This is a genomic window from Roseburia inulinivorans DSM 16841 (assembly GCF_000174195.1).
Lineage (GTDB): Bacteria > Bacillota > Clostridia > Lachnospirales > Lachnospiraceae > Roseburia > Roseburia inulinivorans.
Window position 1 is genome coordinate 20,732 of sequence record NZ_ACFY01000062.1, and the last position, 18,619, is coordinate 39,350.

Genomic DNA, 18,619 nt, shown 5'->3' on the forward strand with positions numbered 1-18,619 from the left:
TGGGCAAAAAAGTTAAGGGGGAATTACATTATGGCAGAGAGCAGATTAATCGGTGCATATCCGGTAATTGGTATCAGACCTACGATCGACGGACGTAGAGGACCGATCAAGGTTCGCCAGAGTCTTGAAGACCAGACAATGGGTATGGCAAAAGCAGCAGCAAAATTATTCGAGGAGAACATTAAGTATTCCAATGGTGAACCTGTAAAAGTTGTGATCGCTGACACAACGATCGGACGTGTTGCAGAAGCTGCAGCATGTGAAGAAAAGTTCAGAAGAGAAGGAGTGGCTATTACTCTTACAGTAACACCATGCTGGTGCTATGGTTCTGAAACAATGGATATGGATCCTACAACGATCAAAGGTGTCTGGGGTCTTAATGCAACAGAGAGACCAGGTGCTGTTTACCTTGCAAGTGTTCTGGCAACACATGCACAGAAAGGTCTTCCGGCATTCGGTATCTACGGACATGATGTAGTAGAAGCTGACGATTCTACAATCGGAGATGACATTAAAGAAAAATTATTAAGATTTGGACGTGCAGCAGTTGCAGCAGCAACTATGAGAGGCAAATCTTACTTACAGATCGGTTCCATCTGTATGGGTATCGGCGGATCTATCATTGATTCTGATTTCATGGAGTCTTACCTTGGAATGAGAGTAGAGTCTGTAGACGAAGTAGAGATTATCCGTCGTATGACAGAAGGAATTTATGATGAAGCTGAATTCCAGAAAGCTCTTACATGGGCAAAAGAAAAATGCAAGATGGGTTATGACAAGAACCCTGATTTCGTAAGAAAGAGCGATGAAGAAAAAGAAGAACAGTTCGAGTTTGCTGTTAAGATGGCAGTTATCATCAAAGACCTTATGAATGGTAACAAGAATCTTCCGGAAGGCTGTGAAGAAGAAGCAGTTGGACACAACGCACTTGCTGCCGGCTTCCAGGGACAGAGACAGTGGACAGATTTCTATCCGAACGGAGATTTCGCTGAGGCAGTATTAAATACTTCCTTCGACTGGAATGGAGCAAGAGAGCCATACATCCTTGCAACAGAGAACGATGTACTTAACGGATTAGGTATGCTGTTCATGAAATTATTGACAAACAGAGCACAGATGTTTGCAGATGTCCGTACATACTGGAGCGGAGATGCTATCAAGAGAGTAACAGGATATGACATCGAAGGCGTAGCAAAAGAGGCTGATGGTGTGATCCATCTGATCAACTCCGGAGCATGCTGTTTAGATGCAAATGCTGAAGCTAGAGATGCCGAAGGCAATCAGACAATGAAGCCTTGGTATGAAGTGACAAAAGAAGATCAGGATGCGATCATGGCAGCTACAACATGGTGTGCAGCTGACAACGGATACTTCCGTGGCGGCGGATTCTCTTCAAGATTCGAGACAACAGCTACAATGCCTGCAACAATGGTTCGTCTGAACCTTGTAAAAGGATTAGGACCTGTTATGCAGATCGCAGAAGGATGGACAGTAGGACTCCCTGCAGATGTTTCTGATACTCTGTGGAAGAGAACAGACTACACATGGCCATCTACATGGTTTGCTCCAAGATGTGATGGCAAAGAAGGTTCTGCATTCAAGACAGCTTATGAAGTAATGAATAACTGGGGTGCTAACCATGGTGCGATTTCTTATGGACATATTGGTGCGGATCTGATCACACTCTGCTCCATCTTAAGAATTCCAGTAGCTATGCACAACGTAGCAGACAAGGATATCTTCAGACCAAAAGCATGGGATGCATTTGGAATGGATAAAGAAGGCGCTGATTACAGAGCATGTGCAGTATATGGACCAATGTACAAATAGTCATTAGACGAAGAAATAAAAATCAGACAAAAAAGTCGGGAATCTAGAAAACCGATTCCCGTACTTTTTTATTTTGCCTAATGAAGGACTTGCATGGATTATAATAGTGCAGATTGATTTACTGTGGCTTTTCGTTTGACACATCCGGATGGAGAAACTGGTACTGGACAGCTTCGTTGACTCCTGTTGACATAACACCGACAATGATATTTCCACTTTCCAGATACCATACATTACCTTTGGCGGTTCCCATATCGGAATCGAAACCGCTCTCGCCATACGCCTGGGTAGTTTCGTCACAAAGGGTTTGATAAACATTTTCCAGATCATCTTTTGACTCTGGAATATATAACCACGCCATACTCATTAGCCTGTCATTGTCATCAAACATATATTTAATAGTTCCTGACATGTCATGGAAATCTTTACTAAAAGTATAAGTGGTTCCGGAATAAGTGGAAGGATAAGAGTCCAAAGGCTCTCCCTCCAGGGCTAATACCTCGTCAAGAGTATTTTCCCATGTGATTTCTGTGAAAGGACATTCGGCTTTTTTGGATCGTCCACAGCTGCAGATGAAAAGACACATTGCAATGAGGAAAAGCAGAATGACAGATTTTCGTAATCGTTTCATAATAACCTCCGTAATAATTTTATAGATTATTTCGTACCCGGTTATTGTACAATATGCGTGACATGAAAACAAGAATATTTGCTAAAAAAATAAAATATAACGTATTGTGCAAAAAAATGAAAATATATTCATTACTTAGCCTATATTTGTGAAAAATGTCGGCAATTCCTTGACTGAAAGCCAAATTAATTATATACTATTAACAATAAAAGCGAGTTGTGGCATGCGATTTTTGTTATGCAGTCAACTATGGAGGTAAAAGTAAGTGGAAAAAATTAAACAAAACGCATTTGTAAAAAAAGTGGGCTTTAACAGAATTATTCTGGTTCTTGTAATGCTGGTAATGTACTTATCATTTGGATTACTGACCGGAGGAAAGTTCTTTGGAATGTCCCGTATCATGGACACAATGAACTATGTTTATTTTCTGGGATTCCTTTCCCTGGGAGTAACATTCGTTATTGCAACAGGCGGTATTGATTTCTCTATCGGACCAGTAATGTTCTGTTGTGCATTGGTGTCTGGTTACAGTTTTCTGACACATGGAATACCAATGGCTGCTGCTTTGATCTTAAGCGTGGTGATCGGTCTTCTGTTTGGTATTTTTAACGGATATCTTGTAGCATACTGGAAAATACCACCATTTATTGTTTCAATGGCAAGCATGAACATTGCAAAAGGTATTGCAGCTGTATTTACAAAAACACAGTCTGTGAGCTGGCCACAGTCTTCAGATGCTAATGGCTGGTATAGAAATTTTGTAAAAGCAGGAAATGTTCCGACAGGACTTATTATTTTCCTCACTGCAGCAATTATTTGTGGAGTTGTATTAAACAAGACAAAGGCTGGTCGTTATATCCTCTGCCTTGGAAGTAATAAAGAAGCAGTCAGACTTTCTGGCGTAGATGTAAAGAAATGGGAAATGCTGGCATATGTTATCTGTGGAATTCTGGTTGGTATAGCAGCTATCTTCTATGTTGGCGCTTACACAACTGTACAGCCTGGTTATGGTGATCAGTATAACAATGAAGCGATTGCCGGATGTGTAATGGGTGGTACATCCATGGCGGGTGGTTTGGCATCTATTGGCGGTACTGTAATTGGTGTACTTATCATCTCTCTGTTACAGCAGGGTATTCTTGCTCTTGGATTCTCAAAAGACTATCAGTTCATTATTACAGGAATTATTGTTATTGCAGCTGTTTATGCAGACGTATCTGCAAGACGTAGAAAGAATTAGTGATAGTACGAAGAAAGGATAGGTAAGAATAATGGGTGATATTATTTTAACAATGAAAGGTATTGATAAATCTTTCCCTGGTGTCCATGCATTGGATCATGTCGATCTGGAAGTGAGAAAAGGAGAAGTTCTCGCTCTGATGGGTGAAAATGGTGCTGGTAAATCCACATTGATGAAAGTATTGACAGGTATCTATAAAAAAGATTCCGGTACTATTACATATGAAGGAAAAGAAGTTGAATTCAAAAATACAAGAGAAGCGCAGGATGCAGGTATTGTGATCGTGCATCAGGAGCTGAACATGCTTGGTCATTTAACAGTGGCACAGAACTTATTTATCGGTCGTGAATTCAAAAAGGAATTACAATCGATGATAAGAAGATGAATGAAGAAGCAAAGAAATTGTTCGATAGGTTGAACGTGGACATTGATCCAAAAGAAAAATGTCCAATTTGACAGTCGGAAAACAGCAGATGTGTGAGATTGCAAAAGCGGTTTCCTTTGATGCAAAGGTAATTATCTTTGATGAGCCTTCCGCAGCACTTACAGAGGCAGAGATTGAAGAAATGTTCAAAATCATCAGGGATCTGAAGAAAAAAGACATTGCGATGGTATATATATCACATCGTATGGATGAGATCAAAGTGATCACAGACCGTGTTACAGTCATGCGTGATGGTACATATGTTGGTACACTGATCACAAATGAATGTACAAAAGAAGACATCATCAACATGATGGTTGGTCGTGTTATTTACGAAGATCCTAAGACAGAAAGTGCTGTGCCGGAGGATGCACCGGTTGTGTTAAAAGTAGAACATCTGAATGCAGGCAAGATGGTACAGGATGTAAGCTTTGAACTTCACAAGGGTGAGATCCTTGGTTTCTCCGGTCTGATGGGAGCGGGACGTACAGAGACAGCCAGAGCTTTATTCGGAGCAGATCCGAAAGAGAGCGGAGATATATATGTTAACGGTGAGAAAGTGACGATCAACTGTCCACAAGATGCTGTTAAGTGTGGTATCGGATATCTTTCAGAAGATAGAAAGCGGTACGGAGTAGCTGTTCAGAAGACTGTCGCTGAAAACACGACAATGGCTACTGTACATCAGTTTATGAGAGGTATTTTCATTAACAGGAAGAAAGAAGCGGCAGTGGCACAGGAATATGTAGATGCATTGGCAACAAAAACTCCTAGTGTGGATCAATTAGTTGTGAACTTATCTGGTGGTAACCAGCAGAAAGTAGTTATTGCAAAATGGCTGACCCGTGATAGTGATATCCTTATTTTCGATGAGCCTACAAGAGGAATTGACGTAGGTGCCAAGAATGAGATTTATAAATTAATGAACAAATTGGCGGCAGAAGGTAAATCCATTATTATGATCTCGTCTGAGATGACAGAAATCCTGCGTATGAGTGATCGTATCGTGGTTATGTGCGAAGGCAAGAAAACAGGTGAGATTGGTATTGCGGAAGCAACTCAGGAAAAGATTATGAATCTTGCAACTCGCGAGATCGATTAGGAGGAGAAGGAAGATGTCAAAGAAAACAAACTTTGGTAAAATAAATGGACGTGAAGCCATGGTAGTCGGCATCATCATTGTGATGGTTGCACTCTTCAGTATTCTTAGTCCTACGTTTAGAACTTATTCAACATTTGTAAGCGTATTAGATATGTCTTACTACATTGCGCTTATGGCGATCGGAGTAACATTCACATTGATCACCGGCGGTGTAGATCTTTCGATTGGTACAGGTCTGATCTGTTATTCCCTGTTTGGTGGATATCTGATCGTACACAAAGATGTGCCTGTAGTGGTAGCATTGATCGCATGTCTGGTACTCAGTATTCTGATTGGTGCTTTAAATGGTTTGCTGGTAGCCATTATGGATCTGCCACCTTTCCTTGCAACTCTTTGTACCTGCATGATAACAAGAGGTCTTGGTTCTTTACTCAGTGGCGGATTTGGTGTTTCCTGGCCGTCTTCCTTAGAGCCGGAAGGATGGTTCAGAAAGATTTTCAGGTTTACGGTAAATGGAAAGGTAATTCCAATTGGTATTGTAGTTGTTGTAGTGCTTGTTCTTCTTATGAATTTTATATTAAAACATACGAAGATCGGACGTTATACAATTGCTATCGGAAGTAATAAAGAAGCAACAAAATTAGCTGGTGTAAATGTTAAATTTTATCATGTGTTTGCATATGTGATCTCTGGTTTCTTTGCCGGACTTGCAGCAATTGCATATTCAGCAACATACGTAACAATTTATCCGGGTTCAGGAGCAGGATTCGAGCTGGATGCTATCGGTGGAGCGATTGTCGGAGGCGTATCTGCCAGCGGTGGTGTTGGTACGATCACAGGAGCATTCCTTGGTGTTTTAGTCATTACACTTATGAAAGTTGGTTTACCATTCATTGGATTACAGGCAAATTGGCAGCAGATTTTTACAGGTCTTGTTTTGATCGGCGCTGTATTGATCGATGTTGTAAAAAAGAAAAATAAATTATTTATGATATGATGTCGGCGGACTTCATATAGATCATTTAAACCCTAAAGGAGGAATTAAAAAATGAAAAAGAGAATTTTGGCAATTGTACTTGGTACAGCAATGACACTCTCAATGGTAGGATGTGGAGAAACTAAAGAGGAAACTCCAGCTACTACACCGGACACAAAAGCACCGGCAGCTTCTACTGAGGAAGCAGCAGCACCGGCTGAGACAGCAGGTGGCGATTATCACTTCGAAGTGATCGTAAAGAGTTTCCAGTCTACATACTGGCAGGCAGCTGTTAAAGGTATCGAAACAGCTTGTGGAGAATTAGGCGTTACAGCGAATGCTAACGGACCAGCAAACGAATCTGATATCGCTGATCAGGTACAGATGTTAAACGATGCTATCCAGAAAGCTCCAGACGGAATTGGTTTGGCAGCATGTGATACAAACTCCGTACTTGACTCCCTTACAGCAGCTTTAAATGCTGGTATTCCGGTAGTTTGTTTTGATACAGGTGTATCTGATGCTCCAGAAGGATCTGTAGTAGCAACTGTTGCAACAGATAACAAAGCAGCAGGTGCGTGCGCAGCTACAAATATGTATCCGGTGATCAAAGATGTTGTTGCAGCAGCTACAGCAGACAAACCAGTTAGAATTGGTGAAGTTAACCAGGATGCTACAGCTCTTAACATTCAGGAACGTGGACTTGGTTTCATTGATGAAATGATCAAACTTTGTACAGCAGATGGCAAAAAAGTTGCAGTAGTTGGTAATGAGTTCTATGTAAACAACTGCTCTGACAAGGGTGATGAGAAAACAGCAGAAGTTATCATCGAAGTAGGTGTTCCAGCTCAGACAACTGTAGACTTAGCAGCTACAGAAGCAAACAAGATCATGTCAAAAGCTGATACAATCGCTATCTTTGGTTCTAACCAGACAACAGCTGAAGGTGTTATCACAGCTAACGAAACATTAAACAAATTAGCAACAGATCCTGCAGAAGGAATCATCGGTGCTGGATTCGATGCTGGTACACCACAGAAAGCTGCTATCAACAATGGCAAATTAATCGGTTCTGTAACACAGTCTCCATTAATGATGGGTTACAAAACTATCTACACATTAGTAGATGTCTGCAATGGTAAAACAGTAGAAGATATCCCTATGGATGGTTACTGGTACAATGCAGACAATATGGAAGACGAAGATATCGCTCCAAACCTTTACGACTAATCTGTATCTCTGATGGATTAAAGTGAATAAGTAAAAATTAGGGATCGGATTTATCCGGTCCCTTTTTGACAGTATGGGTTCAGAAATACAGAATTTGTAGTTACTGTTCACACGGCAACAACAAATTGTATTAAAATTTCATAAAATAAGTACAACGAACACTTTTTTTGTTGTGCAAATTGTATTATAATAGAAAATAATATATACTATGGGAGGTATACAAATGTTAAAAGGAATTCCAAAAATTCTTTCACCTGAATTATTAAAAGTTTTAGCAGAAATGGGACATAGTGACAGACTGGTTATTTCTGACGGAAATTTCCCGGCAGAATCTATGGGTAAAGATGCAATCGTTATCCGTTGCGACGGACATGGCGTTCCGGAAATTTTAGATGCCATTTTACAGGTATTCCCATTGGATACCTATGTTGAGAAACCTGTAAATCTTATGGAAGTAATGCCGGGTGATAACGTTGAAACACCAATCTGGGATACATATAAAGAGATCATTGCAAAATACGATGACAGAGGCGCAGACGCAGTTGGAAATATTGAACGTTTTGCGTTCTATGATGAAGCAAAGAAAGTGTATGCGATCATTGCAACCGGTGAAACAGCTCTTTATGCAAATATTATGTTACAGAAGGGTGTTGTGGTGGATTAAGATCCGGATGATAAAAAGGGAGAGGGCTTTTGCACTCTTCCTGGATATAAATTAAAGGAAATGCAACAGAAGGCGAGGGACAGGTTTTATGTTATATCAGGTTGAATCCATGTTTGATGATATGGAAAAGAAGATGAGAAGGCTGAAAAAACAGAAGTATGAAGAAAACATGGAAAACTTTATGGCGGCAAATGAAGCCTATTTTTTGGAGATGGAAGCTTATTTGGATAAAGGTGACCCGGAAAAAGCAGCAAAAGAGATTGCAGAGGTGTTTGTGGAAGCTGTAAAGAGCCGATATGAAGTGAAAGGAAAGATAAAGGGTACCGTACAGGCGGATCTTAATTTTTTCATGATCTATTATGTGTTCCCAGCTATTCTGAAGAGAAACCATGAATATGCAAAACTGCTTGCGGACACCTTGTGCGAGACATGGGGCAGCAGTTTCAAAAATAGCAAAATAGGTTATACGGATTACGAGACATTATACAAGGCATTTAGAGAAAAATATTCGGGATTTTTTAAAAAATGGGGGAAATATGAGCAGATATTTTTTGGCGATTGATATTGGGGCTTCCAGCGGAAGACATATTTTAGGCAGTGTTGAAAATGGCAAGATCGTATTAGAAGAAGTATATCGTTTCTGGAATGGAATGGATCATGTAGATGGAACGCTTTGCTGGGACGTTGACAGATTATTCAATGAGATTATTGCCGGAATGAAAAATGTAAAGAAATCGGCAAAATTCCGGTAAGTGTAGGTATTGACACATGGGGTGTTGATTTTGTACTTTTAGACAAAGAAGATAATATTGTTGGACAGACAGTTGGTTATCGCGATCACAGAACAGAGGGAATGGATGAGGAAGTGTATAAGATTATTTCAGAAGATGATCTATATGCAAGAACCGGTATCCAGAAAGCAATCTATAACACGATTTATCAGCTGATGGCAGTGAAAAAGACACATCCGGAATATCTGGAAAAAGCAGACGCAATGCTGATGATCCCGGATTATTTCCATTTTAAATTGAGTGGAAAGAAAGTACAGGAATATTCAGAAGCGACAACTTCCCAGTTGATAAACCCTGTAACAAAAGACTGGGATTATGAACTGATCGATATGTTGGGATTCCCAAGAGGAATTTTCCAGAAGGTATTGATGCCGGGTACAACGATCGGAAACCTGACGGATGAAGTGAGGGAATTAGTAGGATATGATTGTAAGGTAGTACTGCCACCTACCCACGATACGGCATCTGCAGTTATGGCAATTCCTACCAATGCGGAAGATACCTGTTATATCAGTTCGGGAACATGGTCATTAATGGGCGTGGAAATGGCGGAAGCGAACTGCTCACCAAAGAGTGAAGAGGCAAACTTCACAAACGAAGGCGGATATGGCGGAAAAATCACCTATCTTGCTAACATTATGGGACTTTGGATGATCCAGTCTGTACGTAACCAGCTGGCTCCGGATATGTCTTATGGCGATTTGTGCGAACAGGCTTCCCATGAGACAATCCAGGCAGTTGTTGACTGTCAGGATTCAAGCTTCCTTTCTCCTGATGATATGGTGGAGGCAGTAAAAGATTATTGCAGAAAAACGAATCAGGAGGTTCCTGAGACATTACCGGCACTCGCAAGCGTGATTTATAATTCTCTGGCAAAATGCTATGCTGAGAAGCTGGAGGAAATCCAGAAGATCACAGGCGTGAAATATGACAAGATCAATATTATCGGTGGTGGTTCCAATGCGGCATATCTGAATGAACTGACTGCAAAATATACAGGAGTGGGAGTTCATGCAGGTCCTGGTGAGGCAACTGCTATTGGAAATATTTTGTCTCAGATGTTGGAAGATGGAACCTTTGCAGACTTAAAAGAAGCAAGAAACTGTGTTGCTGATTCTTTTGAGATTAAAATCTACTAAAAGAAATAATATTTTGTAAAGTAAGGAAGGCATGGTAAGATAAATGGCAGGCTGTAAAACAAAAACGATCTGTTTTACAAACAACAAAGGTGGAAGCGGAAAGTCGACAACATGTGCTAATTTAGCATTCGAACTGGCATCTGCAGGGAAAAAAGTTCTTTTGATCGATGGAGATATGCAGTTAAATCTCTCACTCTCCTTCTTTGATGAAGAACGGGTTCTTGAAATGGCGGAATGTGAGGAGAATTTATACTACGCAATAAAAAACAAACGGGATTTAAGTGGATATATCGTACATACGCCATATGAGAATCTGGATCTGATTCCGTCCTCGACTTTGATGAGCCAGATAGAATACGAGCTTTTTACAATGATACAGAGAGAGTATGTGTTGAAAAAGTGCTTGCGCAGCATTTATGAAAAAGAACTTTATGACTATGTCCTGATCGATGCGCCTCCGACTCTTGGAACGTGGGTAATCAATATTTTATGCGCAGCAGATTACGTGATCGTTCCTGTGGAGGCGTCCCCATGGGGATTGTTCGGACTGGCAAATATGTTTGATTTTTTAAATGGAATCTCTGAAATGACAGAAGCAAAGATTATGGGAGTACTGATCACAAAAGTAGATGAAAGAAAGAATTATTATAAGCAGACGAGAGAAATCCTGGCAGGCTATGATAATATAAATGTATTTGAAACATTCATCCATGTTGATACTTCTGTCGAGTGGGCACAGGATAACTCTGTACCGGTTTCGGTATACAAGAAGAGTACAAGAAGCGCAAAGGAATTTCAACAATTAGCAAGGGAGGTCATGGATTATGGCAGTAGGTAAAGGAAGTATGGCCAGAGCATCAAAAGCAGCTGACAATACATCAGTATCAAAAGAAACAAAAAGAACAACAGCAAAAACGACAGCGAAAACAAAAGCTGTAACGGCAAGTAAAGTGATTTCCGGAACTTCAAAAGAAGTGATGCAGATGATCGAGTATCAGAAATCCGATCAGGTATTGGATCGTGAACCGGAAGAAAATGAAACCTTTGGTGTTGGAGACGCAATGCCAATTTATTTCTTCTAAAATTAATACAAAATATAAAAGGAGTATCGCAAAATGACTGGGGACAGTGATAAGCGATGCTCCTTTTTGCTGTTACAAAATGAATTTCTTTAACAGGACGAAAAAACAATATATATAGAAGAAACAGCTACCGGATAATATCTGATAAAGCGGATAGATCAGAATTTAAAACTAAATGAGCAGGAAAATCAAGTTCTTCTAGCAGCGGAAAAATATACTGCATATTTCCGATGCTTTTCTTGCCGTGGCTGTCGCTGGAGAGGAGAACAGGAAGATCCAGCTTTTTGCATATGCTTAAAATCCTACGGCAGTTTTCCTGACCGTTTATGCGGTAAGCGTCGGGCATGAGAGAACCATTATTAATTTCCGGATAAACATGTTTTTCTTTGGCAATCTCAAGCAGGTATTCAAAATCTACCGGAAAACGTGCATCATCAATATGCCCTAAAAAACGGACTTTAGGATGATCCATTGCGCGGATATATGCAGAGGAGAGATCTTTGTCATGGTAAGGCTTGAAAATCGGTGGGTGGATGCTGATGATCGCATAATCTAATGTGGATAAGGTATCATCATCCAGATCGACATCACCTGCAGTATTTATAATATTTAATTCTGCACCATAAAGCACTCTGATTCCAAAACGATCCCGGTCTGCTAATTTCAGGCTTTGGAAATAAGAAGGCTTTGCAGAAGATGAAGTGGCAGGACCGTGATCGGAAATGCCGAAAAGAGAAAGTCCTGATTCGGAAGCGCACCGGATCATGTCTGTGATGGTGTCTTCTGAACCATGTCCACTGCTGATGCTGTGCGTGTGTAAATCAGCATAAATGGGATATTTGCTGTTAAAATTTGAAAAAGTATTACTATTTATCATAAAGAAACCTTTCTGAAAATACACTGTAAAATTGTGCGATGTTACAAGAAAATATAAAAAAACAATATTTGACTTGTAAAATCTGGCAATAAATCTGGATAAAACAAAAAACTTTACCATAATTATAACCTATAAAAAACTATTTTCCAATATGAAATTTGAAAAAACAAAGATAAAACAAGAAGAAAACAATAAAAACAACTAAAAACAAGTGTGAAAACCACATAAAACATAATGTATAATGAAAAATAAAGAGAAATAATCAAAAGAAAATGTTGTTTTCTGTTGACTTTATAAATAAACCATAATATAATCATAGTATCGGAATAAAGAGAATCCTGTCATTGGGATAAGAGAGGACGAAGCATGGAAAACAAACAAAGGATCATACAGGAATTAGTTCCTGGTAAACAGATTACTTTGGCACATATCATTGCCAACCCGGATCCGATACTTTACCAGAAGCTGGGATTGAATCCTGCTGTGGAATATGCGAAAGCTGCGATCGGCGTCCTGACGGTCAGCCCGGCGGAGACAGCGATCATCATGGCAGATATAGGGATTAAGTCAGCCGGTGTAGAACTTGGGTTTGTAGACAGATTTTCAGGGTCGGTGATCGTGACAGGCACAGTGTCAGAAGTAGAGGCATCGATTCAGGCAATTTTGCAGTATGTGGAGAATACGCTGGGGTATGCGGTCACACCTGTAACCCGCACGTAAGTGATATATATGAAGAAGATCATTTTAATGGGGCGCAGTGAAGCAGGGAAGACAACTCTGACACAGGCACTTCGGGGTGAGAAGATTACATATAAGAAGACACAGTACATTAATCATTATGACGTGATCATAGACACACCGGGGGAATATCTGCAGACAGGAAAACTTGGAAGAGCATTGGCGTTATATTCTTACGAAGCTGATGTGGTAGGACTTCTGGCATCATCGACAGAACCGTTTTCCTTATATCCGCCGAATATCACCTGCATGGTGAACCGGGATGTGATAGGAATCGTGACCAAGATCGATAAAGAAGATGCAGATACCGAACTTGCGACCAGATGGTTACAGAATGCCGGCTGTAAGACAATTTTCTATGTGAACTCCAAGACCGGTGAAGGAGTTTCTGATATTTTGGAATACCTCCGGGAACCGGGAGAGGTAATGCCCTGGGAAGAAGGAACCAATTAAATCCGAACTGTTATTTTATATCCTGATATAAAATAATCAAATAAATAAAAACCAAAAAGGAGAACAAAAAATGGCACTGAACGAATACGAAATCAAAAAAATGATGTGTGATGTAGGAAAGAGAATTTATGACCGTAACATGGTTGCAGCAAACGATGGTAACATCTCTGTAAAACTGAACGACAATGAATTCTTATGCACACCAACAGGCGTTTCCAAAGGATTTATGACACCGGAGTACATCTGCAAAGTAGATGCACAGGGTAATGTGATCCAGGCAAACAAAGGATTCAAGCCATCATCTGAGATCAAGATGCATATGAGAGTATATGCAAAGAGACCTGACGTAGGAGCTGTAGTTCATGCACATCCAACATTTGCAACAAGCTTTGCAATTGCTGGTATTCCTTTAACACAGCCGATCATGCCGGAAGCAGTTATCGCATTAGGATGTGTTCCAATCGCACCTTATGGAACACCTTCTACAATGGAGATTCCGGATGCAGTTGAGCCATACTTAGAGCACTTTGATGCTGTATTGTTAGAGAGCCACGGTGCATTGACATGGTCTACAGACCTTATGGCTGCATATATGAAGATGGAATCTGTTGAGTTCTATGCAGAGTTATTATACAAAGCAAAACAGCTTGGCGGACCAAAAGAATTCGATAAAGAACAGATCGCTAAATTATATGAGATCAGAAGAAAAATGGGACTTCCGGGACGTCATCCTGCAAACCTTTGCCAGAACAAAGGAAAAGAAAACTGCCATAACTGTGGTGGCGGATGCAGCTCTTCTGCACAGGTTGATGATAACAAGGAATTAGTAGCAGCTATTACTAAAAAGTATTAGAATCTTTAAAATAATATGAATGAAAATAATCTGGAAAAAATAATTAACAATATTGTCGGCGACGCCATCGTAAAAGAGGTTATGTCTTTAAAACTGGCAGTGAAGTTAATAGAGACTGTAGAAGAAAAAGCAGCAGAAATGGGACTTGCTGTCGTTGTTGCTGTATCGGATGCTTCAGGAAGACCTATCGCTGTTCATTGCATGGATGGTGCTTATCATGGCAGCTTCGATGTTGCAGTGAATAAAACTTATACTTCTACAGCATTTCAGATGTCGACGGCAAAATTGTCCAGACTTTGCCAGCCGGGACAGGATCTGTATGGATTACAGTTTAGCAATAATGGCAAAGTAATGATTTTAGGAGGCGGAGAACCGCTAATGGTCGGTAAGACCATGATCGGTGCCCTTGGGGTCTCTGGCGGCAGTGCGCAGGAGGATTCAGACCTGGCAGCCTATGGGGCATCCGCATTGAAGGAGGTAATAAAGTGTCTGTAGATGAACGCATGGTACATGACATCGTACAGAAAGTCATGGCAAATATGCAGATTTCCGGAAGCGTATCCGGTATGCATGGTGTGTTTAAGGATATGAATGATGCAATCAATGCTTCTATCGAAGCACAGAAGAAAGTTTGCACCATGACCTTGGATCAGAGAGAACAGATCATTTCCCTGATCCGTAAAAAACACATGAAAATGCAGAAATTTTAGCAAACATGGGTGTTAACGAAACAGGAATGGGTAATGTGGGGGATAAGATCCTTAAACATCATCTTACCGCAGATAAAGTGCCTGGTACAGAAGATATCAGCACAATTGCATGGTCAGGTGATAGGGGACTTACATTAGTAGAAATGGGACCTTTCGGAGTGATCGGAGCCATTACACCGGCAACAAACCCATCTGAAACAGTTATCTGCAACTGTATCGGAATGCTTGCAGGTGGAAATACAGTTGTATTTAACCCACATCCAAATGCAAAGAAAACAACAATTTATACGATCAACATGATCAACGAGGCATCTATTGAAGCCGGCGGTCCTGATAATATCGCAGTTACAGTGGAAGCTCCGACACTTGATACAAGTGCGATTATGATGAAACATCCATCGATTCATTTATTAGTAGCAACAGGTGGACCTGGAGTAGTAACAGCAGTACTTTCTTCAGGAAAGAGAGCAATCGGTGCAGGTGCCGGTAACCCGCCTGTATTGGTAGATGAAACAGCAGATATCAGAAAGGCAGCACAGGACATCGTGAACGGATGTACTTTTGATAACAACCTTCCTTGTATCGCTGAGAAAGAAATCGTTGCAGTAGACAGCGTTGCAGATGAATTAATGAACTACATGATCTCTGAAAACGGCTGCTATCTGGCAAGCAAAGAAATCCAGGATAAATTAGTCCAGACAGTATTTACACCAAAGGGAGCATTAAACAGAAAATGTGTTGGTAGAAGTGCACAGACACTTTTAGCTATGGTAGGTGTAAATGTAGGACCGGAAATCCGTTGTATCGTATTTGAAGGACAGAAAGAGCATCCATTGATTGCAGAAGAATTAATGATGCCTATCTTAGGCATGGTTCGTGTGAAATCCTTCGAAGAAGGTGTGGAAACAGCAGTATGGTTAGAGCATGGCAACCGTCATTCAGCTCATATCCATTCCAAGAATGTGGATCACATCACTACTTATGCAAGAGCATTGGATACAGCTATCTTAGTTAAAAACGGACCAAGCTATGCAGCATTAGGATTCGGTGGAGAAGGCTATTGTACATTTACAATTGCTTCCAGAACCGGAGAAGGTTTAACAGCTGCACACAGCTTTACAAAGAGCAGACGTTGTACAATGTCAGACAGCCTTTGCATCAGATAAGAGAAGGAGAGAATAAAAATGGCAGTAAAAGAGCAGGATGTTGAATTAATCGTAAGACAGATCCTGGATCAGATGTCTGGAAGTACTGCAGGTGCAGCACCGGCAGCTAAGGCATCCGGAACCGGAATTCCTTCTACCGCACATGTAGCTATGCTTACTGAGTTAGAGAAATTTGAGATTAAAGAATTTCCTATGCCGGAAGTAGGGGATGATGATATCCTTGTTAAAGTAGAAGGTTGTGGTGTTTGTGGTACAGACGCACACGAATTTAAAAGAGATCCATTCAGCCTGATCCCGGTTGCATTAGGACATGAAGGAACCGGCGAGATCGTTAAAATGGGTAAAAATGTTAAAAAAGACTCAGCAGGAAAAGATCTTCACCTTGGTGATAAAGTTGTTACCTGTATGATCTTCAAAGATAACCCGGATATTACAATGTTCGATCTGAACAAACAGAACGTAGGAGGAGCCGACGTTTACGGATTACTTCCGGATGATGATATTCATTTGAACGGCTGGTTCTCTGATTACATTTTAGTACGTGGTGGATCTACCGTATTTAATGTAAGTGATTTAGACTTAGATTCCAGAATCCTGATCGAGCCTTGTGCTGTATTAGTTCATGCAGTAGAAAGAGCAAAGACAACCGGAATCCTTCGTTTTAACAGCCGCGTAGTTGTTCAGGGATGCGGACCGATCGGTTTGATCTGTATCGCAGTTCTCCGTACAATGGGTATTGAAAACATTACAGCAGTAGATGGCAACCAGGCAAGACTTGATTTTGCTTTAAGAATGGGAGCAACAAAGACAGTAAACTTTATGGAACATAAAGGAATTGAAGAGCTGACAAAAGCAGTAGAAGATTCCTTTGACGGACATCTGGCAGATTTTGCATTCCAGTGTACAGGAAATCCAAAAGCACATGCTAACATTTACAAATTCATCCGCAATGGTGGAGGACTTTGTGAATTGGGATTCTTCATCAACGGTGGTGATGCACAGATCAATCCACATTTTGACTTATGTTCAAAAGAGATCACATTAGTAGGATCCTGGGTATACACTTTAAGAGATTATGCAACTACATTCGATTTCTTAAAGAGAGCAAAAGGCATCGGACTTCCAATGGCAGACTTAATTACTGACAAATATCCATTAGAAGAAATTAACGAAGCATTAAAGAAGAACCTGGAAATGACTGGACTTAAAATTGCGGTTGTCAATAAATAGGGTATTCGGAAAGGATAGATCATGGAAAATCTGACAACACGTGACAATCAGGAAGCGGTAGGTTTGTTAGAGGTATTTGGGCTTGTTTGTGCTTTCCTTGCAGCAGATGCAGGATGTAAGGCAGCAAATGTACACCTTCAGGTATTTGACAAGAACAAACCGGCAAATGCAGATGCTTTACCGGTACCACTTTTGGTTACTATCAAATTCAGAGGCAGTATCGCTGATGTGGAAGAGGCAATGCGGGCAGCAGAGGCAGTCGCAGCGGCTCATACAGGTATTGTATCCAAATATATTATTCCAAGACCTACAGAGGACACAGAGAAAATGTTGACGGTCAGCGCACTTGATAAAAACTAAAAAATCATATAACATAATTACAAGATAGAAATCTTAAGGAGGATTATTATAATGGCACAGGAAGCATTAGGAATGATTGAAACAAGAGGACTTACAGCAGCAATCGAAGCAGCAGATGCAATGACAAAAGCAGCTGAGGTAGCTTTGGTAGGAACAGAGAAAATCGGATCCGGATTAGTAACAGTTATGGTACGTGGAGACGTAGGAGCTGTTAAAGCTGCTGTAGAAGCTGGAACATCAGCAGCAAGCAAACTTGGCGAATTAGTAGCTACACATGTAATCCCAAGACCACACAGCGATGTTGAAAAAATCCTTCCAAAATTCAAAGGCTAAGAAATAAGAACGTGCTGTCCGTCAGATGAGAACTGCCGGACAGATTAAAGGAGAATCGACATGGGTAATGCATATGGATTCATGGAGATCACGGGTGTTGTAGCTGCAACAGATGCACTTGACATCATGTGTAAAGCGGCAGATGTATCGCTGGCAACCTGGGAGCGTAAGCTGGGTGGCAGATTGGTTACATTGGTGATTGAAGGTGAAGTGGAAGCAGTCAGACAGTCGATAGAGGCAGCAAGCACAAATGCGATCAAGAAGCCGGTATCTGTTGGAATACTTCCAAATCCACATCCTGAAATTGTGAAAATGGTTGAATTATCAGCCAGCCGTTTTAAAGGAAAACCGGAACCTTCGTCCGATCCTAAAATGCTCGGACAGGATCCACCGGATTTTGTACCTGAAGACAAATAAAAAGATAAAATAGGAGGAAATAATTATGGCATTAGAAGCATTAGGAATGATTGAAACCAGAGGTTTAGTAGCAGCAATTGAAGCGGCAGATGCAATGTGCAAAGCAGCAAATGTAACATTAGTAGGAACAGAGAAGATCGGATCCGGATTAGTAACAGTTATGGTACGTGGAGACGTAGGAGCTGTTAAATCTGCAGTAGAAGCCGGAGCAAGCAGTGCAGGTACATTAGGCGAATTAGTAGCTACACACGTAATCCCAAGACCACACGGCGATGTAGAGATGATTTTACCAACAGTTAAATAAGTAACATTTCATATGCACACAGTTAGAGGCAGCTCTGACTGTGTGACTATTACATAAGGGATGGTGTGA

At 40.7% G+C, this 18,619-nt stretch carries 19 protein-coding genes and 3 pseudogenes; 20 read left to right on the forward strand and 2 right to left on the reverse strand.

Annotated features, from left to right (window positions below):
- Positions 1 to 30 precede the first annotated feature (30 nt).
- Positions 31 to 1,830, forward strand: coding sequence for an L-fucose isomerase (locus ROSEINA2194_RS07375; RefSeq protein ID WP_007885118.1), 1,800 nt, complete (start codon positions 31 to 33; stop codon positions 1,828 to 1,830).
- A gap of 118 nt (positions 1,831 to 1,948) precedes the next feature.
- On the opposite strand, the gene ROSEINA2194_RS07380 is transcribed toward ROSEINA2194_RS07375, so the two are convergent.
- A complete protein-coding gene (locus tag ROSEINA2194_RS07380; RefSeq protein ID WP_007885120.1) occupies positions 1,949 to 2,461 on the reverse strand; it encodes a hypothetical protein in 513 nt (170 codons plus the stop codon).
- A gap of 265 nt (positions 2,462 to 2,726) precedes the next feature.
- Between ROSEINA2194_RS07380 and ROSEINA2194_RS07385 the strand changes: the two genes are divergently transcribed.
- The 9 genes and pseudogenes from ROSEINA2194_RS07385 to ROSEINA2194_RS07425 all read left to right on the forward strand — a co-directional run bounded on the left by ROSEINA2194_RS07385 (position 2,727) and on the right by ROSEINA2194_RS07425 (position 11,109).
- Positions 2,727 to 3,701 (forward strand): ABC transporter permease, encoded by a 975-nt coding sequence (locus tag ROSEINA2194_RS07385; protein WP_007885123.1) that lies wholly within the window; start codon positions 2,727 to 2,729, stop codon positions 3,699 to 3,701.
- 31 nt (positions 3,702 to 3,732) lie between these two features.
- Positions 3,733 to 5,227, forward strand: a pseudogene (locus ROSEINA2194_RS07390) (sugar ABC transporter ATP-binding protein).
- A 13-nt stretch (positions 5,228 to 5,240) separates the two neighbouring features.
- Positions 5,241 to 6,224 carry an ABC transporter permease gene (locus ROSEINA2194_RS07395; RefSeq protein WP_007885126.1) on the forward strand — a complete coding sequence of 328 codons (984 nt, stop codon included), beginning with the start codon at positions 5,241 to 5,243 and terminating at the stop codon, positions 6,222 to 6,224.
- Positions 6,225 to 6,275: 51 nt separating this feature from the next.
- Entirely contained in the window at positions 6,276 to 7,433 is a 1,158-nt protein-coding gene (locus ROSEINA2194_RS07400) for a substrate-binding domain-containing protein (RefSeq protein ID WP_007885128.1), read from the forward strand.
- A 223-nt stretch (positions 7,434 to 7,656) separates the two neighbouring features.
- The gene (locus tag ROSEINA2194_RS07405; protein ID WP_044927451.1) at positions 7,657 to 8,097 is read left to right on the forward strand and encodes an RbsD/FucU family protein; all 441 of its coding nucleotides are present in this window, start codon (positions 7,657 to 7,659) and stop codon (positions 8,095 to 8,097) included.
- Positions 8,098 to 8,185: 88 nt separating this feature from the next.
- Positions 8,186 to 8,659 carry a hypothetical protein gene (locus ROSEINA2194_RS07410; RefSeq protein ID WP_007885133.1) on the forward strand — a complete coding sequence of 158 codons (474 nt, stop codon included), beginning with the start codon at positions 8,186 to 8,188 and terminating at the stop codon, positions 8,657 to 8,659.
- Positions 8,634 to 10,027: pseudogene (locus tag ROSEINA2194_RS07415) on the forward strand (rhamnulokinase). The gene ROSEINA2194_RS07410 and the pseudogene ROSEINA2194_RS07415 overlap by 26 nt, the downstream one beginning before the upstream one ends.
- Before the next feature lie 43 nt (positions 10,028 to 10,070).
- A complete protein-coding gene (locus ROSEINA2194_RS07420; RefSeq protein WP_007885138.1) occupies positions 10,071 to 10,865 on the forward strand; it encodes a ParA family protein in 795 nt (264 codons plus the stop codon).
- On the forward strand, positions 10,852 to 11,109 hold the full coding sequence (locus ROSEINA2194_RS07425; protein ID WP_007885140.1) for a hypothetical protein: 258 nt from the start codon (positions 10,852 to 10,854) through the stop codon (positions 11,107 to 11,109). The genes ROSEINA2194_RS07420 and ROSEINA2194_RS07425 overlap by 14 nt, the downstream gene beginning before the upstream one ends.
- A 127-nt stretch (positions 11,110 to 11,236) precedes the next feature.
- On the opposite strand, the gene ROSEINA2194_RS07430 is transcribed toward ROSEINA2194_RS07425, so the two are convergent.
- Positions 11,237 to 11,986, reverse strand: coding sequence for a PHP domain-containing protein (locus tag ROSEINA2194_RS07430; RefSeq protein ID WP_044927468.1), 750 nt, complete (start codon positions 11,984 to 11,986; stop codon positions 11,237 to 11,239).
- Positions 11,987 to 12,352: 366 nt separating this feature from the next.
- Here ROSEINA2194_RS07430 and ROSEINA2194_RS07435 point away from each other — a divergent pair, with 366 nt between their 5' ends.
- The 10 genes and pseudogenes from ROSEINA2194_RS07435 to ROSEINA2194_RS07480 all read left to right on the forward strand — a co-directional run bounded on the left by ROSEINA2194_RS07435 (position 12,353) and on the right by ROSEINA2194_RS07480 (position 18,550).
- Entirely contained in the window at positions 12,353 to 12,706 is a 354-nt protein-coding gene (locus ROSEINA2194_RS07435; RefSeq protein ID WP_007885146.1) for a BMC domain-containing protein, read from the forward strand.
- Between the two features lie 9 nt (positions 12,707 to 12,715).
- On the forward strand, positions 12,716 to 13,177 hold the full coding sequence (locus tag ROSEINA2194_RS07440) for a EutP/PduV family microcompartment system protein (RefSeq protein WP_007885147.1): 462 nt from the start codon (positions 12,716 to 12,718) through the stop codon (positions 13,175 to 13,177).
- A 70-nt stretch (positions 13,178 to 13,247) separates the two neighbouring features.
- Positions 13,248 to 14,030, forward strand: a complete 783-nt coding sequence (locus ROSEINA2194_RS07445) for a class II aldolase/adducin family protein (protein WP_007885148.1) — start codon at positions 13,248 to 13,250, stop codon at positions 14,028 to 14,030.
- A 15-nt stretch (positions 14,031 to 14,045) separates the two neighbouring features.
- On the forward strand, positions 14,046 to 14,525 hold the full coding sequence (locus ROSEINA2194_RS07450) for a GlcG/HbpS family heme-binding protein (protein WP_007885150.1): 480 nt from the start codon (positions 14,046 to 14,048) through the stop codon (positions 14,523 to 14,525).
- Positions 14,516 to 15,906 (forward strand): annotated as a pseudogene (locus ROSEINA2194_RS07455) (aldehyde dehydrogenase EutE). Before ROSEINA2194_RS07450 ends, ROSEINA2194_RS07455 begins: the two are co-directional and overlap by 10 nt.
- Positions 15,907 to 15,924: 18 nt before the next feature.
- Positions 15,925 to 17,136 (forward strand): zinc-binding dehydrogenase, encoded by a 1,212-nt coding sequence (locus ROSEINA2194_RS07460; RefSeq protein WP_007885153.1) that lies wholly within the window; start codon positions 15,925 to 15,927, stop codon positions 17,134 to 17,136.
- Between the two features lie 21 nt (positions 17,137 to 17,157).
- Entirely contained in the window at positions 17,158 to 17,496 is a 339-nt protein-coding gene (locus ROSEINA2194_RS07465) for a BMC domain-containing protein (RefSeq protein WP_007885154.1), read from the forward strand.
- A gap of 51 nt (positions 17,497 to 17,547) precedes the next feature.
- The gene (locus tag ROSEINA2194_RS07470; protein ID WP_007885156.1) at positions 17,548 to 17,829 is read left to right on the forward strand and encodes a BMC domain-containing protein; all 282 of its coding nucleotides are present in this window, start codon (positions 17,548 to 17,550) and stop codon (positions 17,827 to 17,829) included.
- Positions 17,830 to 17,889: 60 nt separating this feature from the next.
- Entirely contained in the window at positions 17,890 to 18,246 is a 357-nt protein-coding gene (locus ROSEINA2194_RS07475) for a BMC domain-containing protein (RefSeq protein WP_007885158.1), read from the forward strand.
- Between the two features lie 25 nt (positions 18,247 to 18,271).
- On the forward strand, positions 18,272 to 18,550 hold the full coding sequence (locus ROSEINA2194_RS07480; protein WP_007885160.1) for a BMC domain-containing protein: 279 nt from the start codon (positions 18,272 to 18,274) through the stop codon (positions 18,548 to 18,550).
- Positions 18,551 to 18,619 lie beyond the last annotated feature (69 nt).